Annotated in this window: 17 protein-coding genes; 6 read left to right on the top strand and 11 right to left on the bottom strand. The window is 62.1% G+C overall.

Annotation, left to right across the window (positions count from 1 at the left end):
• Positions 1 to 139: 139 nt before the first annotated feature.
• The 8 genes from BW11_RS06005 to BW11_RS11825 form a co-directional block, all read right to left on the bottom strand.
• Positions 140 to 1,267, bottom strand: a complete 1,128-nt coding sequence (locus tag BW11_RS06005) for an ABC transporter ATP-binding protein (protein ID WP_043166197.1) — start codon at positions 1,265 to 1,267, stop codon at positions 140 to 142.
• Positions 1,268 to 1,643: 376 nt separating this feature from the next.
• A complete protein-coding gene (locus tag BW11_RS06000) occupies positions 1,644 to 2,867 on the bottom strand; it encodes a glycosyltransferase family 2 protein (RefSeq protein WP_181162562.1) in 1,224 nt (407 codons plus the stop codon).
• 94 nt (positions 2,868 to 2,961) lie between these two features.
• Positions 2,962 to 3,339, bottom strand: a complete 378-nt coding sequence (locus tag BW11_RS05995; protein WP_140445371.1) for a hypothetical protein — start codon at positions 3,337 to 3,339, stop codon at positions 2,962 to 2,964.
• 436 nt (positions 3,340 to 3,775) lie between these two features.
• Positions 3,776 to 4,858, bottom strand: a complete 1,083-nt coding sequence (locus BW11_RS05990) for a hypothetical protein (RefSeq protein WP_258184626.1) — start codon at positions 4,856 to 4,858, stop codon at positions 3,776 to 3,778.
• Between the two features lie 11 nt (positions 4,859 to 4,869).
• The gene (locus BW11_RS05985) at positions 4,870 to 5,472 is read right to left on the bottom strand and encodes an ABC transporter ATP-binding protein (protein ID WP_043166205.1); all 603 of its coding nucleotides are present in this window, start codon (positions 5,470 to 5,472) and stop codon (positions 4,870 to 4,872) included.
• Entirely contained in the window at positions 5,462 to 6,484 is a 1,023-nt protein-coding gene (locus BW11_RS05980) for a peptidoglycan-binding protein (RefSeq protein WP_238549671.1), read from the bottom strand. The genes BW11_RS05985 and BW11_RS05980 overlap by 11 nt, the downstream gene beginning before the upstream one ends.
• 88 nt (positions 6,485 to 6,572) lie before the next feature.
• Complete coding sequence (locus BW11_RS05975) at positions 6,573 to 7,139, bottom strand: hypothetical protein (protein ID WP_238549670.1); 567 nt, start codon at positions 7,137 to 7,139, stop codon at positions 6,573 to 6,575.
• Between the two features lie 344 nt (positions 7,140 to 7,483).
• On the bottom strand, positions 7,484 to 7,612 hold the full coding sequence (locus BW11_RS11825; RefSeq protein WP_258184625.1) for a hypothetical protein: 129 nt from the start codon (positions 7,610 to 7,612) through the stop codon (positions 7,484 to 7,486).
• A gap of 185 nt (positions 7,613 to 7,797) precedes the next feature.
• Between BW11_RS11825 and BW11_RS05970 the strand changes: the two genes are divergently transcribed.
• The 4 genes from BW11_RS05970 (at position 7,798) to BW11_RS05955 (ending at position 12,105) form a co-directional block, all read left to right on the top strand.
• Positions 7,798 to 8,454 carry a response regulator transcription factor gene (locus BW11_RS05970; RefSeq protein WP_140445370.1) on the top strand — a complete coding sequence of 219 codons (657 nt, stop codon included), beginning with the start codon at positions 7,798 to 7,800 and terminating at the stop codon, positions 8,452 to 8,454.
• Positions 8,451 to 9,755, top strand: a complete 1,305-nt coding sequence (locus tag BW11_RS05965; protein ID WP_140445369.1) for a HAMP domain-containing sensor histidine kinase — start codon at positions 8,451 to 8,453, stop codon at positions 9,753 to 9,755. The genes BW11_RS05970 and BW11_RS05965 overlap by 4 nt, the downstream gene beginning before the upstream one ends.
• Positions 9,756 to 9,931: 176 nt before the next feature.
• On the top strand, positions 9,932 to 10,732 hold the full coding sequence (locus BW11_RS05960; RefSeq protein WP_140445368.1) for a LytTR family DNA-binding domain-containing protein: 801 nt from the start codon (positions 9,932 to 9,934) through the stop codon (positions 10,730 to 10,732).
• Positions 10,733 to 10,761: 29 nt separating this feature from the next.
• Positions 10,762 to 12,105: a GHKL domain-containing protein gene (locus tag BW11_RS05955; RefSeq protein ID WP_375137640.1), complete on the top strand. Its 1,344-nt coding sequence runs from the start codon at positions 10,762 to 10,764 to the stop codon at positions 12,103 to 12,105.
• Positions 12,106 to 12,202: 97 nt separating this feature from the next.
• Here the strand turns inward: BW11_RS05955 and BW11_RS05950 are convergent, their stop codons facing one another.
• Together BW11_RS05950 and BW11_RS05945 are read right to left on the bottom strand one after the other, a co-directional pair.
• Entirely contained in the window at positions 12,203 to 12,703 is a 501-nt protein-coding gene (locus tag BW11_RS05950) for a GtrA family protein (protein ID WP_375137639.1), read from the bottom strand.
• Between the two features lie 52 nt (positions 12,704 to 12,755).
• Positions 12,756 to 15,335, bottom strand: coding sequence for a glycoside hydrolase family 3 C-terminal domain-containing protein (locus BW11_RS05945; protein ID WP_140445360.1), 2,580 nt, complete (start codon positions 15,333 to 15,335; stop codon positions 12,756 to 12,758).
• A gap of 323 nt (positions 15,336 to 15,658) precedes the next feature.
• Here BW11_RS05945 and BW11_RS05940 point away from each other — a divergent pair, with 323 nt between their 5' ends.
• Complete coding sequence (locus tag BW11_RS05940; protein ID WP_140445359.1) at positions 15,659 to 17,002, top strand: ATP-binding protein; 1,344 nt, start codon at positions 15,659 to 15,661, stop codon at positions 17,000 to 17,002.
• 164 nt (positions 17,003 to 17,166) lie between these two features.
• Here BW11_RS05940 and BW11_RS05935 read toward each other — a convergent pair whose 3' ends face one another.
• A complete protein-coding gene (locus BW11_RS05935) occupies positions 17,167 to 20,070 on the bottom strand; it encodes a glycoside hydrolase family 3 protein (protein ID WP_140445358.1) in 2,904 nt (967 codons plus the stop codon).
• A 551-nt stretch (positions 20,071 to 20,621) separates the two neighbouring features.
• On the opposite strand from BW11_RS05935, the gene BW11_RS11820 reads away from it, so the two are divergent.
• Positions 20,622 to 23,162, top strand: a complete 2,541-nt coding sequence (locus BW11_RS11820) for a serine/threonine-protein kinase (RefSeq protein ID WP_258184621.1) — start codon at positions 20,622 to 20,624, stop codon at positions 23,160 to 23,162.
• The last annotated feature ends 149 nt before the right edge of the window (positions 23,163 to 23,311 follow it).

Below are 23,311 nucleotides of genomic sequence, written 5' to 3'. Positions count from 1 at the left end.
GTTTAATGGTTGACCGAACCAACAGCTGTTCGGCCAAGTCTGTAATCGGCAATCGCGAACCCGGCGGACACCGCCGGCCGGTCGTGGGGACCGAACCGGCGGCAGTCGACTACCGGAAGCGATTGGCGTGGAGCCGGTCTCAGTTGAGGCGCAGCTCGGTGGACGGGGCGAACAGGTGCATCTTGGCCGGATCGATCTTGATCTTGACGGTCTCGCCGACCTTCGGCAGCGCACGCGGGTTCACACGAACCGTGGTGAGCTTGTTCTGGTCGGACATGACCTGGGCCTCCTCGGCGGCGGAGCCGTCGGTGATGATGTTGCCGTAGATGTAGCCGTCGGAGCCGAGGTCCTCGACGTTCACGACCTTCAGGGAGAAGGCGTTCGGGTCGTCGGCCGGAGCCAAGGAAGCGTCCTCCGGACGGAAGCCGACGACGATCTTGCCGCCGTCCTCCGGGGTGAGCTTGTTCACGGCGTCGGCCGGCAGATCCACGGTGTCCTCACCGATCTGGGCCTTGCCGTTGACGACCGGGTGCACGTTGATGTTCATCGACGGGGAGCCGATAAAGCCGGCGACGAAGACGTTGGCCGGGCGGTCGTACAGCTCGGTCGGGGCGCCGACCTGCTGCAGGATGCCGAGCTTGATGACGGCGATGCGGTCGCCCATCGTCAGGGCCTCGGTCTGGTCGTGGGTGACGTACAGGGTGGTGACGCCCAGCTGACGCTGCAGAGCGGCGATCTGGGTACGGGTCTGGACACGGAGCTTCGCATCGAGGTTGGAGAGCGGCTCATCCATGAGGAAGACCTTCGGCTTACGCACGATGGCGCGGCCCATGGCGACACGCTGACGCTGACCACCGGACAGAGCCTTCGGCTTGCGGTCGAGGTACTCGGTCAGGTCGAGGATCTTGGCGGCCTCTTCGACACGCTTGCGGATCTCCTCCTTCGGAGTGCCGGCGATCTTCAGGGCGAAGCCCATGTTGTCGGCAACGGTCATGTGCGGGTACAGCGCGTAGTTCTGGAACACCATTGCGATGTCGCGGTCCTTCGGCTGCATGGTGGTGACATCCTTATCACCGATCAGGATGCGGCCCTTGTTGACCTCCTCGAGGCCGGCCAGCATGCGCAGGGTGGTGGACTTACCACAGCCGGAGGGGCCGACCAGAACGAGGAACTCGCCGTCCTTGATGTCGAGGTTGAGATCATCCACGGAGGGCTTGTCGTTGCCCGGGTAGATACGAGTGACGTGGTCGAAGATAACTTCTGCCATTGTTCATCCTTTCAGAGGCAGGTACGTGCCTCACGATCCGTTGTAAAGGGATTACTGGTTGCTTTACTTACTGTGCTTTGATCCGTTCGTCACCTTCCGCCGCATCACTGCAACATCCGGTAAACCGCAAACCTCGGCGTTTACTTATTGCGGACCCTCCGGACTCCTCCGTCGAGCCTGCGCTTCACTATACACGGTCTGACGACCAAATCAAGGAAAGCGCTTTCGCAGGCGTTTTGCGCAAGTGCCACGGCGTGTCGCACACAGAAAATCGGCTACTCGACGTGACGCGAATCACACATCACGCCGAACGCCGAACGCCGTCAATCCGACCCGACCGACGCCAATCCAAACCAACCCGACCGAGCCGAGCCGTTCAATCCCGCTGACGCTCCTCGACCGCACTCTGCATCGCATCGACCCACTGAATGCGCATCTGACGCCAGTCCTCGCGCATGTCGCGGAACAGATCGGGCAGCGACGGCTTCTCGTCCGATCCGTCCGACTTGTCCTTCCCCGTCGACTCGATCACCCCCGCGCCGGATGCGACGGAGCCACCGGAGGCGCCCGGCCGAACCGGCACGGCACCCACCGGCATCGCCGCACCCTCGACCAGCCCGTTCACCCCGTTGGCGACGGCCAGCTTCAGAATGCCGAGCAGTTCGAGCAGCGCGTCCGGAATCGTCTCGCTGTCATCCTTCTCGACGTCGCTGCGCAGTCCGTCGATGCGTCGGCGCAGGGCGTCCGCGTCCTCGGGGTCGATTTTGAGGCCGGCGATCAGCGACTGACGCATCGTCTCGTAGTCGAGGTTGGCGAAGAAGTTGAGCTGCTGGAGCTTCATGAACCCCTTGAGCTCGGGGAATCGCTCGTCGATGTACTCCTCGCGATCGTCGGCGGCCTTCATCCAGTCGCGCATGAGCTTGGGATCGGCGGTGGCGGTGATCGACCCGCCGCGCATGCGGTAGTGGTAGAGCACTTCGGGGATGCGCACGACGCGCGTCGCGGCGCCGATCACGTTGCAGATGCGCGAGAGATCCTCGATCTTGCGGCCGACGGGGAACGAGAATCCCGTGCCCTGATAGGTCGACGCGGGCGCGAGGAACGCCCAGAAATAGCCGTCGATCTCCGCCTTGACCTGCATCTTGATCGCCTCGACCGGCGTAAGCACCTGCACCTGGTCGAAATCGTTGTGACGGTAGTCGGACAGCAGCGTCTTGCCGGACTCGGAGATCGTGTCGAACTTGAACATCACGAGGTCGGCGTCATACTTGCGCATCGCGTCGAGGCAGTCCTCGACGAGGTTCGGCGCGATGGCGTCGTCGGAGTCGGCGAAGTAAATGTAGTCACCGGTGGCATGCGCGATGCCGGCGTTGCGCGCGTCGGACAGGCCGCCGTTGGGCTTGTGGATGACGCGTACGCGCGAGTCGCGTTCGGCCCACGCGTCGCACATCGCGGGGCATTCGTCGGGCGATCCGTCGTCGACGAGCAGGATCTCCAGATTGCGGTAGGTCTGCGCCGTCACGCTCTCCACGCATGCGTCGAGGAACCGCGCAACCTTGTAGATCGGGATGATGATGCTGACCAACGGCTCAAGTTCCATGCGCACCAGAGTAACGCCCCGAAGCGAACAAACGGTGAAGCCCCACCCCCGAAACCCGGACGGCTGTGGGACAGCTGGGACGACTGTGGGACGACTACACCGCGGCCGGCCCCGGCACCCGCTCATAGATCAGCACGATCTCATTGTCGTGGATCACGGTGTCACGGGTCTCGCCGTCCGATGGTTGCGGACCCTGCGAGGCCGTGATGTCGATAACGCCCGGCACGGAGATGTTCATGCCGTCGAGCGGGTGAACGACGATCGACCCGTGGCTCGTTTCGATCATCCCGCTCATCAGCCCGCCCGCGCACAGCAGCGCGATGATCGCACGGACCAGACCGCCGTTCCTGCGATTGCGCACATAGATCGAGACGGCGAGCAGCGCGAACAGCGCCGTGACGAAGGGGGCCGCCGGTATCCAACGCGGGTCGACCCACGCAGCGGGTGCGATCGCCGGGTATACCACCCCCACGATCGCGCACAGGAACGCTATGGTTGCGTACCGGTTGCGGCGGCGCTCGGTTCGGTCCTGTTTCCCGGATTGCGATTGAGATTCGCCACTCGACCGCTTGGACTGCGTCTGCTGATCCGAGGTGGATCGCCGATCACACTCCCCCGAACTGCGGCATTTTGCACAAAAACGCCATTTTGAACTGCGGCATTTTGCACAAAAACGCCGATTCGAACTGCGGCATTTTGCACATACGGCGCCCTAAGCACTGCTCTTATAAGGGAAATCGCCACACCATCACCATCTGCAAGGAGAACAAGGATGCTACGGCATAAAATCACTGACGAACTGCGGGCATGGAAGCGGGCATGGAAGCAAGCGGGCACATTTCAACGAGCACCTTGCGCCCCTGATTACATTAAACGGCAATCCCGGAAGTGAAGATCATCGAACTATCTCAACGTTCTTTGAAGTAGGTGAAGAGATGTCGTTCTTTGATGCTGAGGGTGGTGATGGCGGTGGCGAGCAGGTAGGCGGTGATGGTGGTGATGGTGGTTTGGATGGCGTTGAGGGTGACGGCGGTTCGATCGGTGGTGTCGATGAGGAGTCTGGCGGTGGTCATGTCGATTGGCAGGATGATGGCGGTGGCGAGCAGGATGGTGATGCCGGTTTCGATGATGATCTGCGTGACGAGCGCGGGTTTAGGAACGCCGCAGTGCAGTGCGGAGGCGATTTCGAGTCGACGGCCGCGTATGAGCAGGTATCCGATGGCGAGGGCGATGAGCCCGCCGAAGGCGGGCAGGATGCGTGTGGAGCGTTGCCGGTAGAGGGTTTGTCCGTCGAAGCCGTCGCCCTTGGTGGTGTTGAGCTGGCCGAGGGTGGGCGCGTCGTTGCCGGTGGTTTTCGCGTTCGGGGTGAGGGTTGACCATAGGGCGTTGCGGGTCTGGTCGGTTTGCGGCCAGGTCTTGGCCCAGCAGGCGTCGAACGTGCCAGTGGCGGGTGTTTCCTCCATGAGCGCGTACGCGTATCCGGGAGTGCGACCGTCGTCGGGGTATTGGTAGACGCCCTTGACGCGCGCGGTGCGCCCGTCGGCGAGGCCGATCGTGCCGCCGGTGGAAGTGCCGAGCGTTTCGGCGACTTGTTGGGATGCGATCAGCCCGGTCGTGTTCGTGCCCTGTTTCGTGTCGAGGAGTTTGGCCAGTCCCGGGGTGATCTGGTAGAGGGGCGTGGTGGTGTCGGGAAGAGCGGCGAGAGTGAGCGGATCGGTTTCTCGGATCGCGCCGGCAGCCTGGACGCCCGTGAGGCTGGCAAGGCGTTCGCAGGATGCCGCGTCGATGCCGTCGGGCGCGTTGAGCACGAGGATGTTGGCACCGGATTGACGGTATGCGCTTGCCTGGTCGAGGATGGCCGAGCCGGCGGCGATGTCCATGACGCCCATGCCGGCGGCGGTCAGGGCTAGGGCGAGGACAGCCGGGGCGAGGCGGGCGGCGCCGCTGGTGATGGAGCGCCATGCCTCGGAGATGACGGAGGTTGCTTGCATCGTGGTGTGGTTCATTGGTAGTTCTTCAGGTCGATGATGTCGGTACACGCGTCGCGCGTGTTCGGGTCGTGTGTGGAGACCACGACGATCGTGTCGTTGCGAGCGATATGGGAGAGGGATTCGCTGACCGTGGACGCGGTGTGCATGTCGAGCTGGGCGGTGGGTTCGTCCACGAGCATGAGCGATGGTTGGGCCGCGAATGCACGGGCGAGCATGAGTCGCTGGGCCTCGCCGCCAGACAGTTCCGCGAACCTGCGGTCGGCGACCCGGGTCAGGTTGAACCGGTCCATGAGCGTGCGTGCCTGTTCCTCGGCCTCGTGGCGAGAGAGTCCCTTGGCAAGCAGGGGCAGACTGACGTGGTCGATCGCGGTGCGTTGGGCCACGCCGTGCGGGTTCTGGAAGATCCAGCGCATCGAGTCGATGCCGTGGCAGGTCACCCGGCCTTCGGCGGGCGTGGTCCAGCCGGCGATGATGCCGAGCAGCGTGGATTTGCCCGCGCCGCTCGGCCCGGTCAGCGCGTATACATGCCCGGGCATGAGGCTTGCGGTCAGGCCGTGGAACAGGAGCGGGCCGTCGGCGTACCGGTGGCCGACGCGGTCGAGGTCAACGCGCATCGCACGCCGCCTGTCCCGGATCGGCCTTGATGCGCGCGGGCGCCTTGCCGTCGATCGTGACCAGCGTGCGCCCCAACGAGCTGCCGGCCACATGCGCCTTGACGCTTGCGCCGTCGGTCGAGACCACGCATCCCTCGCTGCCCTTGAGCCCGGTGAGGGCGGACGCGGGCACCGAGTACACGCCGATCGGCTTCTTGAGCTTGTAGGTCACGGTCACGCTCGTGGTGTCCTCGTCGTCCTTGCGAGCGCCCGTGTACGTGGACCATCCTGCCATCGCCTGCAATGCGGCCGTATCCGACACGATGCCGTCGTCGCCGATGGGATAGTCCCTGCCGTTGATCTCGACTACGCGATCGCCCTGGATGCGGCCATCCGGCAGGGACGCGGCCTTGACCGACGCGACCCCAGCCATGCTGCGGAACGCTGGTGAATCCGTCGAATCCCCGGTCACGGTCGAACCCAGCGACGCCGTGCACGACACGCTCATCGCCTGCGCGGGCAGCCACACCGCCAACGCGCGGGAGAACGCGCCCTGCTGGACCACAGCCGCCGCCGCGGCCGTGCCGGCGTTCGCCGCATACAGGCGCCGCCACGCGGCCCATGTGGCCCGGTCGAACACGCCCGACCGGGAACCGCCATAGCCGAGCGCGGTCAACTCGTTCTGCAGCGCCTTCACGTCGTCGCCCTTGTCCCCGTACGCCAGATCACGATACAGGGGAGTGTCGGTATGCAGGCTCACCAAGGGGACGCCGTCCACGTCGTACTCGTGCGAACCCGAACGCACCACGCCGTCCGCGGGGCATGACGCGAACGTGACCCTGCCCGACACCGGGAACGTGACCCCGCTGGCCGGCGACGTCGTCACGTCCACGTTCAGGGAACGCGCGTCATCGAACTCCTCCGATCCCAACGCGAGACTCCCCGCATCCGTGGAAGCCGACAGGGACGGTGGCGTCACCATCCGCTCCACCCCCACGGCCAAGCCCATGCCCGCCGCCAGACACGCAGCCATACACGCCGCCACGAATCCCACACCGTCCACCCGCCGACGCTTGCGGCCATCCTTCGTCTTCGATCGAAACACGAACGCCACTCCCCTCTTACTTGCTCGGGTTCGCCAGGCACTGTGAGAACGCGTCCGACGACGTGTCCAGCTTCGACGACCCCTCGGGCTTGTCCATCTCGGTCAGGTAATCCTGCTTCGTGAACGAATCAGGCACCAGCTTGCGTCGTTTCAGGCAACCCACGACCAGTTCGATCTCGTCCGCGTTCGACGGGTTCTGCGCCATTCGCTCGTACAGATCGCGGATCTGCAGGTTCGTGCCCTTTGCGCACGCCATGCTGTCCTCGTTCGCCTTGGCCGAATCGTAGTTGTCGTCTGTGTTCATGTGCTCCTGCATCAACCCGGTGGACTGGTCCGTGTCGAACTCCACGTCATAACCCTTGGCGGCCATGCATTCCTGGTACTTCTCGTTCGCCTCGCGGTAATCCGACTCGCTGATCCTGCCGGCCTTGACCGCGCGCTCCAACACACCGCGCTCGAAATCGTTCGACGCCGACTGCAACGCCTGCTTCAATTCCGCCTCATACGACGCCGATGTCGAAGACGACGAAGACGAGGAGGAGGAACCACCGTTCGACGCGCCGGCATTCCCGGAACCAGACATCGAACACGCCCCCAAACCCAACACCACCGACAACACACCGGCAGCCGCAACCACGCGCAACGTATCTTTTGACATATGCGTCCCTTTCAAAACTCTGATGCATAAAAAGAAAGTGCTGGCGTCCCATACGAATAGCTATCGAATGGAATGCCAGCACAGTATGAAAGTTACTTCAGCATTCCGCGGGCGTACCAAGAGGATCCAGCGGTGGAGGACGCATAAGCGTATCCGTGCTTCCAGCCGTTGTAGTAGACGACTTTCTTGCCATTCACGATACGTCCGACTTCAGCTCGTGCGTATCCGTTGTTCCCTGCTGTGTTGTATGCGTTAGCCCAAGTGAGATTCTATGCTGCATTGATGTATGAGCCGTTGCCGACCACTGCCATCGCCGGCGCCGTGATACCGGCAAATCCGGTCAAGGCAAGTGCTGCGCCAAGTACACCGGACATGACTCTTTTCTTCATGTTCATCATGTTGTTTCCTTTCTCTTGCAAAAGAGGCTGCCACGGGGAAGTCCGTCCAGCCGGAGTCAAAGCTACGACGTGTATGGCTGGCGAGATGAGTTTTGACCCGCTACTGACTGAACCTGACCGATTTCTGACCAAGTTGGGTGCGAATGCTATGGTGTGCGCATTGTTTCGCGAAAGGAGCTGGCCGAATGAAGGTTCTAATTGTCGAAGACAACGCCAATCTCGCTGATGTGGTACGGATGGGACTCTCCATGGAAGACATTGAGGCAAAAGCTGTTTACGATGGTCGGGATGCTCTGGAGGAGCTGAATCCCGGGGAGTGGGACATGCTGATACTTGATCGCGATCTTCCTGGAATACATGGTGACGAAATCGCTAAGAGGTTAAGCGAACGGCGTGATCCCATACACATTCTCATGTTGACCGCAGCGTCTCAAACCGAAGACATAGTCAACGGGCTTGATCTTGGTGCAGATGACTATTTGACGAAACCATTTGAATACGCCGAACTGCTGGCCAGAGTTAATGCGGTGCGGCGACGTTTGGGCATGGTGAATGACATGGTCTACAACCGGGGTGACTTTTCTGCGAACTTCAGAACCGGATCCATCACTGTTCGCGGCGCAGAACTAAAGTTTGGAAAACGAGAACTTGCCGTATTGAGGACGCTGATTGAGGCGCGAGGTGCGGTGATTAGCGCAGAACGCCTATATCGTGAGATTTGGCAGGATGATCATGCTCATACGAGAGGAATCGTCAAGACCACAATCTATTCGATTCGCACAAAAATCGGAATTACTGATTTCATTGAGACCGTTCCCGGGCAAGGATATCGCATATCATGAAAAAGCTGGAATACCCTTCGTTGAATGAGAACCATTCCAGCCATCCGAAACCGCATTTACCGTTCCAGTGGTCTACAAGAAGAAGATTGGTCACCACGATCGTCATCGCATTCTTCATGCTTACTGGAGTGGTGACTGCCATGACGTATTATGTCGTGAACCGGCAACTGGAAACGGTGACCGTAAATAAATCTTTTACCCAGGCAGAAGAGGCCGATGAACAACATAGTTTGAATTCGCAAGCCATTCCTCCCGAAGCCGACAAGGATTACGTTTCCGCTGGATATGACTCCAGTAAAGACGCTTTAACGCTAACTATGGAACAAGGAGACAAAATAACCAGGGATCTGATATTAGCGGTAAGCATAGCCCCCATCATTGCCTTTGGACTATTATCTGGAGGAATAACTTGGATTATTACCACTAAGACACAACGAAGAATCAATAGCGTGGCCTCTCAGATTACCGCCTCTGACGCTGGATTGGAAAGACAACCTATCGTTATTTCATATGAAAATGATGAGGCGTACACTATTGCTTCAGCATACAATCTTATGTTAGAGGATCTCAACAATGCGATCGCACGAGAGAAGGAGTTTATTGCGAATGCTTCACATGAGTTGAAGAATCCACTTGCAGCCACTTATACAGCATTGGAAATTCCATTGCACAATCATCTTTTTGATAAGCAATGCCAACCTTTTGTAGAAAAAGCTTTAGAATCGAATCGTTCTGGAGCTGAAATCGTCAATCACCTACTAGAACTGTCGAAAATACAGCAACTAGATCTTACCGATCTAAGCCGCATTGATATTTCCGAAATAATTCGTATAGTTCTTCACGAAAATGAAGAACTCATAACAGAGGACATACAGATTCTCGTTGATCTTGAAAATGTTCATATCCTTGCCGACAGGCTTCTGATCAAACAGATGGTCACAAATTTAATATCAAATTCCATACAGCACAATCAGCCCATTCATCCGCAAATATGGGTAAAAGTATGTTGCAATGGTACATACGAAGGTAAGACTTACGCAATGTTGCAAATATCCAATACCGGAATCGATCTTTCCAATACAAATATGGACGAATTACTGTCCCCTTTTAATAGAGGAAATGGCAATAGAATAAACATACATACAGAGCCTACCACTAAACATCATGGATTAGGATTATCTATAGTGAAAGAAATTGTGATGATGCATCATGGACATTTGGTTATGCATCCCCGACGTGGAGGTGGATTAGAAGTCACTGTATTTTTACCTGTATCACCAATGGAATCATATGTCCAATAACCCCGATCAAAAATATGATCACGAAAACCTCAGCAAGGCATGCTGATACTTTTCCGGGAAAGTATCAGCATGCTATTTCAACATGGCGATCATTTCATCACGTTAAGGTAACGAAGATGAAGATCAACCGATACAATCGAAGCGTAGGGATGCGAGGGATGCGCGAGGAGGTTCGCATGCGCGAGATTCGTGTCGGGGTGGTCGAGGACGACGCCACCGCATGCCAGCAGGTGCTGGACTATCTCAATCGCTATCAGGCGGAAAGCCAGGACGGCGGGCAGCCCGGTCAGAACGTGGACGGCGTGCGATTCACCGTGTCCGTGTTCGACGACGGCGAGAGAATCGTCGAACAGTACCGGCCGGTGTACGACATCCTGCTGCTCGACATCGAGATGAAGCGCATGGACGGCATGGAGGCGGCGCGGCGCATCCGCGAGCGCGACGATTCGGTCGTGATCGTGTTCATCACCGCGGCACCGCAGTACGCTATCAACGGCTATCAGGTGGGAGCGCTGTCGTATCTGCTGAAGCCGGTGCCGTGGTTCGCGTTCAAGCAGGAGATGAAACGGTCGATCGACATGGTGCGTCGGCGTGCGGATGAGGCGATGCTCATCGAGGCGGGCGGGCGCCAGCAGCGTCTGGAGCTGGCGGACGTGCTCTATGTGGAGTCGATCCGGCACACGATCATCATCCACACGCTGAACGGGAAGCTGTCGGTGACGGGCACGTTGAAGTCGTTCGAGGAGCGGCTGGAGGCGCGTGACTTCTTCCGCTCGAACTCGTGCTATCTGGTGAATCTGCGGCATGTGCGCGGCATGGAGGATCAGGACTGCGTGATGTCGAACGGCGAGCGCCTGCGCGTGAGTCGCCCGCGTAAGAAGGCGTTCATGACCGCGCTGGCCGAGTACATGGGAGGCACCGGCGCAACCGGCAGGACCGGCGGCACCGGCGCAACCGGCAGGACCGGCGGCATGTGACGGACAGCCTGATGGACATGATGAACACGATGAACACGATCACGAACGCCCTGCCGGACATCCCGCGCCTGTATACGGCGGCGTGCGAATGGCTGGCGTGCGTCATGTACCTCGCGGTGATCCACCGCAGCGTGCCGATGCGCCGCACGGTCGCGGTCGCGTCGATCGGTCTGCCGGCGATGATCGCGATCCAGTATTTTGACGGCATGATGCCGATCTGGTTCTGGATCATCGGCATGCTGCTCGCGTTCGGCGGCATGTTCGCGATCGTGCTGCTGGGGGCCGGCACCGGCAAGCGCGAGGGCCTGTACATCGGGGCCCGCGCGTTCGTGCTCGCGGAGTTGGTGGCGTCGCTGCACTGGCAGTTGGCGACGTTCCTGCGCGCGGCCGCGGGAGTCGACGATCCGCCGCAATGGGTGTCGATCTCGGTCTCCCTCGTGACGCTGATCGTCGTGTACGCGGTGTGCTTCGGCGTCGCGTGGCTCGTGGAACGCGGCAATTTCAGCCGTGACGAGCCGACTACCGTGACCCCGCAGCTGGCGGTGGGCACGGTGGCGATCACGCTGGTCACGTTCGCGATGAGCAATCTGAGTTTCGTCTCGACGAACACGCCGTTCTCCGGGCGCATCGGTCAGGAGGTGTTCTACATCCGCACGCTGGTCGATTTCTGCGGTTTCGCGATTCTGTACGCGCAGCAGGAGCAGGCGCGTCGGCTCGCGGCGAACATGGAGCTCGCCTCGATCAACGCGCAGCTGGAGAGCCAGCATCAGGAGTATCTGGCATCGAAGGAGAATCTCGAATCGATCGGACGGCTTGCGCATGATCTCAAGCATCAGATCGCCGCGTTGCGTGCGGAGGTCGATCCGCAGCATGCGGCGACCGGATTCGAGCAGCTGGAGCGATCCGTGGCGGAGTACAGCGCGCAGCAGCACACCGGCAATCCGGTGCTCGACGTGATTCTGACGACGAAGACGCGCGCGTGCGACGAACGCGGCATCACGTTCACCGCCGTGGCGGACGGGTCGCTGCTCGCGAAATCGAACATGTCGTCAATGGACATCGCCACGCTGTTCGGCAATGCGCTGGACAACGCGATCGAGGCGACGTCGCGGCTCGCGGACCCTCAGCAGCGGCTGATCCGCCTCGCCCTGTACCGGCAGGGCGCGTTCACGGTGATCCGCGTCGAGAACTACTTCGACGATTCGACGCCGCTGAGCCGGGATGCGGCGGGCAACCTGCGCACCACGAAACAGGACAAGTCGCGGCACGGGTTCGGCGTGAAGTCGATCCGACACATCGCCGCGCAGTACGGCGGCGAGGTGTCGATCCACGCCGAGGACCACTGGTTCACCTTGACCGTCCTCATTCCGTGAACAGTAGTCAGCCCCCTCTGACGAGGGGGGCTGTCAGCGCCAAGCTGACTGGGGGAGAGAGCCCCCGTGAGCCAGAAAACGGGTCACCCGACTGACCCTACTTGCCCTTGGGCATGATCCAGAACTTGAGGATCGGGTAGCTGACGACCACGGCGAGCAGCGTGTTGACCACGGAGGCGATCGTGCCTGCGATGCCGGCGTTCATGCCCCAGCCCTGGCACAGCGCGGTCACGTAGCCGGGCAGCACGAGGTTGACGACGACGATCACCACGGCGAGGATCGCGTACTTCCATGCGGCGTCGCGGAAGCTGGAATCGGACTTGAACACCCACTTCATCTGCACGAAGAAGTTGACGACCTGCGCCAACACCTCGGCGGTGAGGAACGTGAGGAATCCGCCCAGACCGTTGCCGCTTTCCGGATAGTTGAAGATCAGGAAGTGGAACGGCGCGGTGAGTCCCAGAGCACCGACGAACACCGCGGTGCCGATCCACGTGACCACGAATCGGGCGATCGTGGAGATGTTCGACAGCACGTTGAACAGGATGAACTCCCAGATGGTCGGGTGGGTGGCGATCCAGCGGCGGACCGGGCCCATCGCGGCGAGTTCGGCGGGTGTGGGGGCCTGCGTGGGCGTGGGGTTCGCGGTGTCAGTCATGGTTCAGCTCCTTTGCGGTGCGCTTGTTGGCGGATTGGTTGCGGAAGTAGGCGGAGATCAGCGATCCCAAGCCACGGAACGTACGCCCGTTGCCGATTTTCACGATCGCGTCGACCATCGCGGAATCGACCATGCCTTGCGTCATCTTGCTCATCGCGCGCGGCGGCATATTGAGGATGAACAGCGTGTTGAGATCGGGCGCACCCGTCTTCTCACGCACCATGCGTTCGCGCTTCGCGAGCGTGTTGGCGATGGTGCGCGCGACGAATCCGCGCGACGACGCCCACGAGGAGATCGGATCGTTGACGCCGAGTACCGCAGGCTTGCCGGGGGCGATGACCTCATGGCCGAACAGCGCGGTCATTTCGGCGTCGGTGACGTGCTTGACGTCGCCGTTGAGGTAGTGGCCGAGCGCGGGATCGGCGGCGGATTGGAACGAGGCCGCCTCGGGGGTGATGATCGGCATGCCGAACAGCGTGCCGTCGGCGTGCGCCTCGGCATCGCCGTTCTTGGTGGGAAGGGCGATCGTATAGGTCGCAGTCAGCGGCAGATGCGCGGCGTCCGGGCCGATGGCGAGTGTCCAATCGCCCGCCTCGACGCGCCACTCCCCCGCGCCGGACGTGCCGGACGGACCGGCAGCGGCGGCGAAATGACGGAACGTGTAGCGGTCGAAGGCGATGCGCACGGTCCTCGTCTCGTGCGGCGCGAGCGCAACCTTCGCGAATCCCTTGAGCTCGCGCACGGGACGCAGCACGCCGGACGCAGCCGCCTGTCCGGACACCGCCGATCGCGACGGGCCGCTCACGTACAGCTGGACGACGGTCGCGCCGGCCACGTCGGAGTCGTTGGTCACGGTGACGTCGACGCCGGAGCCGTCGGCGGCGAGCGCGATCGCGTCGTACGTGAACGTGGAGTAGGACAGGCCGTAGCCGAACGGGAAGCGGACGGGCACGCCCGCGGTCTCGTAGTAGCGGTAGCCGACGAACGGGCCCTCGCGGTAGATCGCGTCGCGGCCGACGGCCGGATACCAGCCGGCGGACGGGCAGTCGTCGTAGCGCAGGGCCCACGTTTCTGCGAGGTGGCCGGACGGGTTGACCTCTCCGGCGAACGCGCGCACGGTGGCGGACGCGCCCGCCTGGCCGGACAGGCCGACGTACAGGATCGCGGCGACGCTGTCATGCCACGGCAGTTCGACCGGCGAGCCGGCGACGAGCACGACGACGACCGGCTTGCCGGTGGCGGTCAGGGCGGTGACCAGGTCGTTCTGCACCTGCGGGATGGCCATCGTGGAGCGGTCGAGGCCTTCCGATTCGCTGCGTTCGTCGAGGCCGACGACGGCGAGCGCGACGTCGACGTCCTCGCGGGAGGCGAGCGCGACGGCCTCGTCGATCAGGGTCTGGTTCGCGGTGCCCTGACGGTCGTAGCCTGCCGCGTAGCCGGCGACGGTGATGGCGGTGGCGGTGCCCGTCGTGGTCTTGCGCAGCTCGTCGAGGATGTTCTCCTCGTGCGTGGCGTTCACCTTCGACGAGCCGGAGCCTTGGAATCGCGGGGTTGTGGCCATGTCGCCGATCACGGCGAGACGTGTGCCGGCGGCGAGCGGAAGCGTGGCGTCGGCGTTCTTGAGCAGGACCATCGAGCCTTCGGCGACGCGGCGGGCGACGTCGTGGTGCGCGGCGGCGATGTCGCCCTTGAGCAGGTCGTCGCGGCCGACGCCTTCGAGACGTGTGGTACGCGCGATCTTCGCGACTTCGCGGGCGCGGGCGTCGAGGTCCGCCTCGGCGAGCGTGCCGGCCTTGACGGCGGCGACGAGCTCGCGCACGGAGGTGAGGCCGGGGCTGGGCATTTCCAGCGAGCCGCCCGCCTTGACGGCGGCGACGGCCGAATTGGAGCCGCCCCAGTCGGAGACGACCATGCCGTCGAAGCCCCATTCGTCGCGCAGGATGTCCTGCAGGAGATGCTTGTTCTCGTGCGCGTAGACGCCGTTGATCTCGTTGTAGGAGGTCATGATGGTCATCGGCGCGGCCTCGCGCACGGCGATCTCGAAACCGGTCAGGTAGATCTCGCGCATGGTGCGTTCGTCGATGACGGAGTTGGAGGCTTGGCGGCGCAGCTCCTGGCTGTTGACGGCGAAGTGCTTCGGGCAGGCGCTCACGCCGTTCGACTGGATGCCGCGGATGAGGCCGGCGGCCATGCGTCCGGCGACGATCGGATCCTCGGAGTAGTACTCGAAGTTGCGGCCGCACAGCGGATTGCGTTTGATGTTGAGGCCGGGGCCGAGCAGCACGTTGACGTCGAGGTCGTGGGCCTCGCGGCCCAGTGCCTCGCCCATCTCCTCGGCGAGGGCCGGATCCCACGAGTTCGCGACCGTGCCGGCGGTCGGGAAGCAGGTGGCCGGCTTGGAGGCGCCGAGGCCGAGGTGGTCGCCTTCGCCGAGCTGGCGACGCACGCCGTGGGGGCCGTCGCTCATGACGAAGCTGGGGATGCCGGCACGGTCGTTGCCGCGCGAGTCCCATTCGGATCCGCCGGAAAGCATCGCCGCCTTCTCGGTCACCGAGAGCTCTTCGAGTTCCATATCGTTTTTCTCCTGTACGCCGTTGCACGGTTTGTTGCTGCTTTTGATTCAAGCAGGTTTGCGGCTGATGCGTTCGCCCCCGCACACAACCTGTCGTTTCGCCCGCACGAATGGCGACGCACAATCGGCCACCGCACGGCCACCGCACGGCCGCCGCGCTGATCTTTCGCAGAAATCAGCACTTCTCAAGGATTTTGAGAAGTTATCGCCCAAACTTCTCAAAATTCTTGAGAAGTTGTACTATTAGGTGATGTAGAAACCCGCCGACCATCGATGACGGGAGGCACCCGATGGTTCCCGATAATCCACGCGAATCGTATGCCATGCTGGTGCGGGAGGCCATGCGCTTCGACTTCCCCCAGCCGTTGCGACGGGATGAGGTCATCCGCAAGCTGGACGAGCCCGCCGCATTCAACATCGTGCACATCATCACCGGCATCCGCCGTTGCGGCAAGACGTTCTACCTGTTTCAGAAGATCCGCGACCTGCTCGGCGCCGGCGTGCCGCGCAACCGCATCCTCTACTTCAATTTCGCCGACGATCGCCTCCAGCCGATGCCGGACACGGTTCTGGACGACATCGTCAACGAATACTGGCGTCAAGTCCCCGAAGCCCGACGCGACGGCGCGTACCTGTTCCTTGACGAAGTGCAGGAATGCGCGAACTGGCAGGGATTCTGCCAACACATCGCGGAGCATGAGCGTGTGACGCTCGTCATCACCGGATCGTCGTCAAAACTATCCAGCGACGAAATCGCCACGAACTTCCGCGGCCGCTCGCATCCGCACGAGATGGCGCCATTGTCGTTCCGTGAATACTGTGAGTTCCACGGTCTCGCCGTACCGGATCCGGCCGTCACGTCCGATGCTCCCGTGTTCTCGCCACAGGAAACCACCGATTTCGAAGGCGCCTACGAACGGTATCTGGTCACCGGCGGGTTCCCCGGAGTGCAACGGCTTGGCACCCCCGACCGCATCGAGATGCTGCAAAGCTACATGCGTGACGTGGTCGCGCGCGACGTCGCGGAACGGTTCGGGCGCGAGAACATCACGATGGCGACGCAGACCGCACTCTACCTGCTGCGCAACACCACGTGCGAACTGTCCGTGAACTCGCTGGTCGCGGCGTTGAAGGACAACGGCTGGAAAGTGTACTGGGACAAGGTCAACACACTGCTGGAACTGTTCAGGCAGGCATATCTGATCCACGAACTGCCCAAATACACCACCTCGCTCAAGCCGAACAGCACCGGCGTGCCGAAAGTGTACGCAATCGATCAGGGCATGGTCTATGCCGTGTCCCGCGCGAATCAACAGGACCTCGGCAAACGACTGGAAACGGCCGTGTTCTGTGAATTGCGACGGAGGACTGCCGGACGGCGCACGGAAGCGATGACGTCATACACCATGCCCGGTTCCAGACAGGAGAAGGTCGATTTCCTCGTCGGTGACGCGTTGGCGGCCGAACCGTACGCGTTGTACCAGGTGACGGCGCAGATGGCGGTGGATAAGACCCGCAAGCGAGAAATCGGATCGCTGACCGCGGTCATGCAACGCACAGGCCTTGACTCGGGCGTGATTCTGACGTTGCACGACGAGGAGACCATCCACGCCGAAGCCGGGACCATACGCGTCATACCGGCGTGGAAGTGGGCGCTGGCGCAGTGACGCATATGACGCACGCATGACGTAATGGCATAAACCTCTCGCTGACGGGGGCGTCTGCGAGAGGTTTATGTCATGAGGTGACGGGGATGGCTCGGTGAGTCGGGAGACTCAGGCGAGGCATCTCCCCATCACCCGTCAGCGTCAGCGGGCGGTGCCGGTCGGAGCTACTCGGCCTCGGTCACCGGCGCGACGGCCGCGGCCTTGCGGCGGGCGAGGTAGCGCTTGACGGCGAGGAACTCGAGGCCGATCACGAGGACTGCGGTCACGCCCCAGACGGCGTACATCGCGGTCTTCCACATCGGGGTGGCGACATCCGGTTCGCCGTTCTCGTACATCCAGCTGTTGGCCGCGGTGTAGAGGATGTTGTGGCTGGCCTGACGCATCGCCTTGACGGAGGTGGCGGACTTATCGGTCACGTGGTTGGTCACCTTGGTCGTGGCGAGCATCAGATCGGTGCCGCCACGGATGGCACGGTCCGCGTTCTGATAGCCGTAACCGCCGAAGTAATCGGTCAGGACCATGCCGCGGAAGCCCCATTCGCCACGCAGGACGGTGTTCAGCAATCCGGTGTGGGATCCCGCCCATTCCGTACCGAGATAGTTGAACGAGCTCATGACCGCACCGGCGCCGCCTTCCTTGACGCTCATCTCGAACGGCTTCAGGTAGATCTCGCGGATCGACTGCTCATTGGCCCAGGTGTTGAGCTCGCTCATGCGGTTCGTCTCCTGGTCGTTCAAGGCGAAGTGCTTGATGAAGGCATACACGCCCTTGTCCTGCGCGCCGGCGACCTGTTGAGTGGCCATTACAGCGGTGAGCAGCGCATCCTCGGAGAAGTACTCGAAGTTACGGCCGGCGAAGGCGTTGCGATGGATGTTCATCGCAGGGGCGTACCAGCCGGCGACGTGCATGTCGTGGGCCATGTTGCCGATGCCGTCGCCGAATCGACGAGCCAGATCCTTGTTCCATGTGCAGGCCACGGAAGTGGAGGACGGGAAGCCGATCGAGCCGACTCCAGTGAAGTTGTTGTTGAGCGAAGCCGGTCCGTCGACATCGGTAAGTGCGATCTTGCCGATGGAATCCACGGCCTGCGTACCGTAGCCGCCGTTGGCGATGAGATTGTCCATGTCCTTGAAGGTGAGCTGGTCGAGCAGCTTGTCCCACTGCGGATCGTCGTAGTCCTTGCCAGTGAGGTCGGCCAGACGTACGCCGTTCTTGGCGCCGGTGGTCGGCATCTCGTCGTCGGCCTTGTCGTAATCCGTCGGATCGTAGTTCGAGTTGTTGCGGAACTCGGCTTTGCGCTTCTCCGACAGCGTGTAGTTGGTCGGCGCGGCGGTCGCCTTCTCGTAGTTGGCAAAGTGGTCGGCGCGACTCAGGTAGGTGATACCGTCACCGGCGAGATCGTCGAACACGTTGGTGGCGACGACCTGATCGCCGTCGTGCGTGTTCGAGTCGGAGTCGTAGGTGATGGTCTTCGGGACGTTGACGGTCTTCTCGGCGATCGTCGTGTGGGAGTCGGACTGGATGGAGATCCGGTAATCGCCCTTCTCCAGTACCCACGCCTTGGCGGTCTTGGAGTCGTAGGAGGCCATGTCGTCGTCATCGAAGGAGATCGTCACGGTCTCGGATTCGCCCGGAGCGAGCTCCTTGGTCTTCTCGAACGCGACGAGGTTCGCAGAGGCCTTCTCGATGCCGCCGTCGGTGTACGGCGGGTTGTAGTACGCCTCGACGACGTCCTTGCCGGCCTTGTCGCCGGTGTTCGTGACGGTCACGTCGAACGACACCTTGCCGTCCGTGTACATCACATCGCCCATCTTCTGCTCGAAACTGGTGTAGGACAGACCGTAGCCGAACGGATACTGCACGTACTGATCGTAATCGATCGCCCCTTCGTCGGAGGCGGTCTCCCAGTACTTGTAGCCCACGTAGATGCCCTCGATGTAGTTGAGGAAAGCGGGCGTGGTGTCGCCGTTCTCGGAGTTCGTGGTCTTGAACTCCTTCATGTTGTCGTACTTGAACGAGCCGAAGTTCTTCTGGTTCGGCTGGGTCATGAGGTCGCGGACGAACGTGTCGGAGGTCCTACCGGAGGGGTTGGTCGTGCCGGCAAGCACATCGCCGAGCGCGGAGAAGCCGGTCTGGCCGGCGGGCGGGCACCACAACACCGACTTGATCTGCGGGTAGTCGTTCACAAAACCGAGCTCGAAGGTGTTCGCACCATTGTAGATGAGCGTGACCTTATCGAAGTTCTTCGTGACCAGATCGATCATGTCCTTCTCGGTACGACTCAGTTCAAGGAAGTGCTGTCCCTTCTCGAAATCATGGTAATCCTTGGAGTTATCCGTGTACCGAATGCCCTTGGCGCGCATGTCGGTCGGCAGGTCGGCGCCCTCGCCGCCGACGCGGGTGATGATGACCACGGCTTCATCGGAGAACGACTTCGCATCGGAGATCAGCGATTCGGAGTACTTGCCGGCGGGCACTTCCGGAAGCGTCCAATCCTGCGTGCCCTTGTTCATGCCGACCACCGGACGATCGGAACGGTAGTCGGTGTACAGCTTGCTCAGCTTGGCATTGGTCTCGAGTCCCGCCTCCTTCATGCCGGTGAGGATGTCGGTGGTCTCATAGTTTTCGGACATCGAACCGGAGCCGGTGCCTCCATAGACCGGGTTGGTGGAGCCCCAGCCAAACACGTTGACCTTCTTGGAGGTGAGCGGCAGGTTGTCGTCATCGTTCTTGAGCAGGGTGATCGCCTCGGACTGAATCTCCTTGGCGAGATCGCCCGCAGTGGCGACGGTCTTGTCGCTCAGCTGGTATTTGGTGACGGTCGCGTTGTTGAGCAGCGTCGCGAGCGGCCCCGTAAGCATCATCGAAACCGCCACGATGATGCCGACCAGCGCCACGAGCCACGATTCGGAATGGACGAGCTTGCGCACGCCCACGTTCTTCACGGTCCTCTTGTTGACGCCGAAGGTGACGGCGAGCGCCAGCACCAGCAGCACGCCGATCGCGATCAGATAGGGCGTCAACGAGCCGATGACGTTCATCACATCGGCCATGTTGATCTGCAGCATGGGTTTCTCCTCCTTGATCCAGCTACGATTCTTTTCGATTTCGACACGTCGTCGATGTCGTCGTCGATGTCGTTGATTTGATTGTGCCTGAGCCGCGCAGACCTCATCGCCCGCCCAGCCCATCCTGTCATTTCGACCGCATATTCTGCTTCCGACCATCAAGCGACGTCAGACGCCATGTCGGACCGGACCGTATGATCCGGCCGGTACGTTCCCCGAGGCCACTGACGGCGATGCCACCGACAACGTACGGTGACTCGGGCTCAGCGTACGTTCCCCGTGGCTATGAGGCTTCTATCACCCGTATTCGTACTCTGCCCGCCGGTAAGCATACGAATACGGGTGATACGACCGAGATAGCCCGGAGGAACGTACGGTGACCTGCCCTCAGCGTACGTCCTCCGAGATTACGGCCGAAAACACCACGAAGAACGTACGGCACACACCACACCACACCCCAGCTACCTCAACCGGCACCGAAATAACCCCGAGGAACGTACGGTGGGCGGTTCCGGCAGACAGGTTCCGCGGGACATGGATAGGATGGGGGTATGAGTGATGTGAACGCGTTGACCCTAGAGCCGGGCGAGGTGGTGGGCGGCTACACCCTCATCTCCCGTCTCGGTTCGGGCGCGATGGGATCGGTGTGGCGCGTCAGTGACGGCGGCGGTCAGGTGTATGCGATGAAGATCCTGCGCGATTCGCTGTCCGACGACTTCGCCGACGCCGATTCCGGTAACGGCGGCACCCCCGGCAACCGTCAGTCGGCGCCGCAGGACCCGAATCTCAAGGAGCACGTCACCGCCCGCGAGCGCCTGCGCCGCGAGGCGATGGCCCTGAAGAAGGTCAATCACCCCGGCGTGTGCGGCATCGTCGACATGGAGCTCGACGATGCGCTTGCGTTCATCGTCACCGAACTGATCGAAGGCCGGAATCTGCGCGACGACGTCGCCGCGAACGGCCGGTATGTGGGCGATGATCTGGAGCGTCTGGCCCGCAAGTTGATCGAGGCGGTGAAGGCCGTGCATGCGGCCGGCATCGTGCATCGCGATATCAAGCCGACGAACGTGATGGTGTCGGCCACCGGTCCGATTCTGGTCGATTTCGGCATCGCGATGGGCGAGGGCGAAAGCCACGTCACCCGTACGGGTCTGGTGATGGGAACGCCGGGATTCATCGCCCCGGAGATCATCGAGGGCGCCGAATCAGACGAGACGACCGACTGGTGGTCGGTGGCGTCCGTATTGGCGTTCGCCGCGATGGGCGAGCCGGTGTTCGGCACGAAGCCGATGATGGCGGTGCTGGAGCGCGAGGCGTCGGGCAACGCGAATCTCGCGGGTCTGCCCGCGCACACGATGACCGCGTTCCGTAGCGCGCTGAACCCCGATCCGACGAAGCGCTGCACGCCGGATCAGCTGCTGCATGCGATCGCGTTGGATGCGCTCAATCCCATGGGATGGGATGGCGCGAACGGCACGGATCCCACGAACGGGGTGATGCACCCTTTTGGTCGTGAGGATGCCGGACGCGGAGACGCCGCTGGCATGGTCTCCAGTACCGGCGATGCCGTCAGCACGCGCACGCTGTGGCCGGGCGCGTCGGCGGATACGAACGCCACGGCGATTCTCAACGACACCGGTTCCAACGCTCTCGCCGCCACGCGTGCGCTGAGCCCGGAGCAGTGCACGGTAGCCCTGCCGAGCGACGCCCTCGGCCCGAACGACGTGCCCGGTCTGCTGACCCCTCCCCCGCCGCCGGTCGCGCCGGGTTCGACCAGGGTGATGCCGGCCGTCGGTTCGCCCGAACCGTTCAATCCCCGCGACGGCATGACTGACAATCCCGCCGCCCGCCCCGCATTGCGACGCATCGCGACCAACGCGAACCAACCCTCCGCCGATGCACGTCCCGTGCGATTCGCGCAGTCCGGCCAGTTCGCACAGGTATCGCCCGCGGCCCAGTCGCGGCAGAGCCCGAAACCCAACGATCTTCCCCCCGCATACGTGCCGCCGGCGAGCGCGAAGGCCACGCAGTCATCTCGTGCCGCCATGTCCACTCCGATGGACGATGATGCGACATCGAAAACCCAGATAATGCCTCCGACGCCGCCGAATCCGCAGAATGGTACGGATTCCGGCCGTCCGCAACGCACCACGGTGATGCCGGTGGGGCAGGCAACGCCACCGGCACGGCCCGGACAGAGCATTCCTCCCCGTGCATCCTCCGAACCCGGCGTCTCGACGATTCCGCTGCATCCGGGCGGCCGGCAGGTTCCGCGTCCGGAACCGCTGTTCCCTCAGCCGATGCAGCAGCCTCAGTCTCCCGTCAACGCCGCCGATCCGGAGCGCACCGCCGCCATTGAAGGCACGGTTCCGGAGTTCCTGCGCACGCCCGCGCAGGGCGCGCCGCAGAACATGCCTCCGGTGATGCCTCTGCCGATGGATCAGCGTCCGAATCAGTACAGCCAGTTCGGCCGATCCGGACTGCCGAATCACGCGAATGCTGCCGATCGGCTTCGCGGCCAGTACGTCAGTCACGGCGTGCTGCCGCTCGTGGTGATGATGGTCATCCCGATGATCGCGGCGGCGGTCTGGCCGGTTGCGGGACTCATCGCCGCGGCACTGCTGTTCTGGCTGCTGTTCACGGTCGGGTACAGCGAGACCGCGCAGCTCGACCGCGAGTCGAAGCGCGGCGGCGAGCGCAAGGGGTCGGATTCGGCCCTGCGCATCGTGCAGCTGCCGTGGCATCTGGTCAAGGGGCTTGCCGCGACGATCGCGCGCACGCTGCAGTTCGCGCTGCTTGACGTGCTGTGCATGGTGTTCGCCGCTATCGCGCTCGATCTGCCGTGGCAGCAGGTGCCGATGCCGAACGGCTACTGGCCGTATCAGGTGCCGTGGCTGACTGATGTGGCGCCGTTCTCCGTGACGAATCTGGTTGCGGCAGGCGTGGCGGCGACTGCATGGATCCTCACGTCGCTGTGGCCGTTCTCCGAGGCGATTCGTCTCGCCGCGGGCGCGATGCGCGGGCGATCCGTTGCCAATCAACCGAGCAATCAGCTGGATCAGCAGTACCGGCCGAATCAGCCGAACGTGTAATTCACGCGAAATTCAATCGCCGGCATGCGCGCGAGGCTGCACACGGGCTACACTTGCGACAAGATTGTCTGATATGTCTCGTATCGACATATCACACTGCGGATCAATCACACCGCAGATCGTGCCGGGAGAACCGGGTCATTCGGGGA

The sequence above is a fragment of the Bifidobacterium sp. UTCIF-38 genome, assembly GCF_006454495.1.
Taxonomy (GTDB): Bacteria; Actinomycetota; Actinomycetes; order Actinomycetales; family Bifidobacteriaceae; genus Bifidobacterium; species Bifidobacterium callitrichos.
This window is presented reverse-complemented; position numbering and strand designations above follow the sequence as displayed.

Excerpts from the sequence above, each read along its gene's own strand:
- BW11_RS06005 (WP_043166197.1), bottom strand. The coding sequence starts at position 1,267 with ATGGCAGAAGTTATCTTCGACCACGTCACTCGTATCTACCCGGGCAAC.
- BW11_RS06000 (WP_181162562.1), bottom strand. The coding sequence starts at position 2,867 with ATGGAACTTGAGCCGTTGGTCAGCATCATCATCCCGATCTACAAGGTT.
- BW11_RS05990 (WP_258184626.1), bottom strand. The coding sequence starts at position 4,858 with ATGCAAGCAACCTCCGTCATCTCCGAGGCATGGCGCTCCATCACCAGC.
- BW11_RS05985 (WP_043166205.1), bottom strand. The coding sequence starts at position 5,472 with ATGCGCGTTGACCTCGACCGCGTCGGCCACCGGTACGCCGACGGCCCG.
- BW11_RS05980 (WP_238549671.1), bottom strand. The coding sequence starts at position 6,484 with ATGGCTGCGTGTCTGGCGGCGGGCATGGGCTTGGCCGTGGGGGTGGAG.
- BW11_RS05975 (WP_238549670.1), bottom strand. The coding sequence starts at position 7,139 with ATGTCTGGTTCCGGGAATGCCGGCGCGTCGAACGGTGGTTCCTCCTCC.
- BW11_RS11825 (WP_258184625.1), bottom strand. The coding sequence starts at position 7,612 with ATGATGAACATGAAGAAAAGAGTCATGTCCGGTGTACTTGGCGCAGCA.
- BW11_RS05970 (WP_140445370.1), top strand. The coding sequence starts at position 7,798 with ATGAAGGTTCTAATTGTCGAAGACAACGCCAATCTCGCTGATGTGGTA.
- BW11_RS05965 (WP_140445369.1), top strand. The coding sequence starts at position 8,451 with ATGAAAAAGCTGGAATACCCTTCGTTGAATGAGAACCATTCCAGCCAT.
- BW11_RS05960 (WP_140445368.1), top strand. The coding sequence starts at position 9,932 with ATGCGCGAGATTCGTGTCGGGGTGGTCGAGGACGACGCCACCGCATGC.
- BW11_RS05955 (WP_375137640.1), top strand. The coding sequence starts at position 10,762 with ATGAACACGATCACGAACGCCCTGCCGGACATCCCGCGCCTGTATACG.
- BW11_RS05950 (WP_375137639.1), bottom strand. The coding sequence starts at position 12,703 with ATGGGCCCGGTCCGCCGCTGGATCGCCACCCACCCGACCATCTGGGAG.
- BW11_RS05945 (WP_140445360.1), bottom strand. The coding sequence starts at position 15,335 with ATGGAACTCGAAGAGCTCTCGGTGACCGAGAAGGCGGCGATGCTTTCC.
- BW11_RS05940 (WP_140445359.1), top strand. The coding sequence starts at position 15,659 with ATGCTGGTGCGGGAGGCCATGCGCTTCGACTTCCCCCAGCCGTTGCGA.
- BW11_RS05935 (WP_140445358.1), bottom strand. The coding sequence starts at position 20,070 with ATGCTGCAGATCAACATGGCCGATGTGATGAACGTCATCGGCTCGTTG.
- BW11_RS11820 (WP_258184621.1), top strand. The coding sequence starts at position 20,622 with ATGAGTGATGTGAACGCGTTGACCCTAGAGCCGGGCGAGGTGGTGGGC.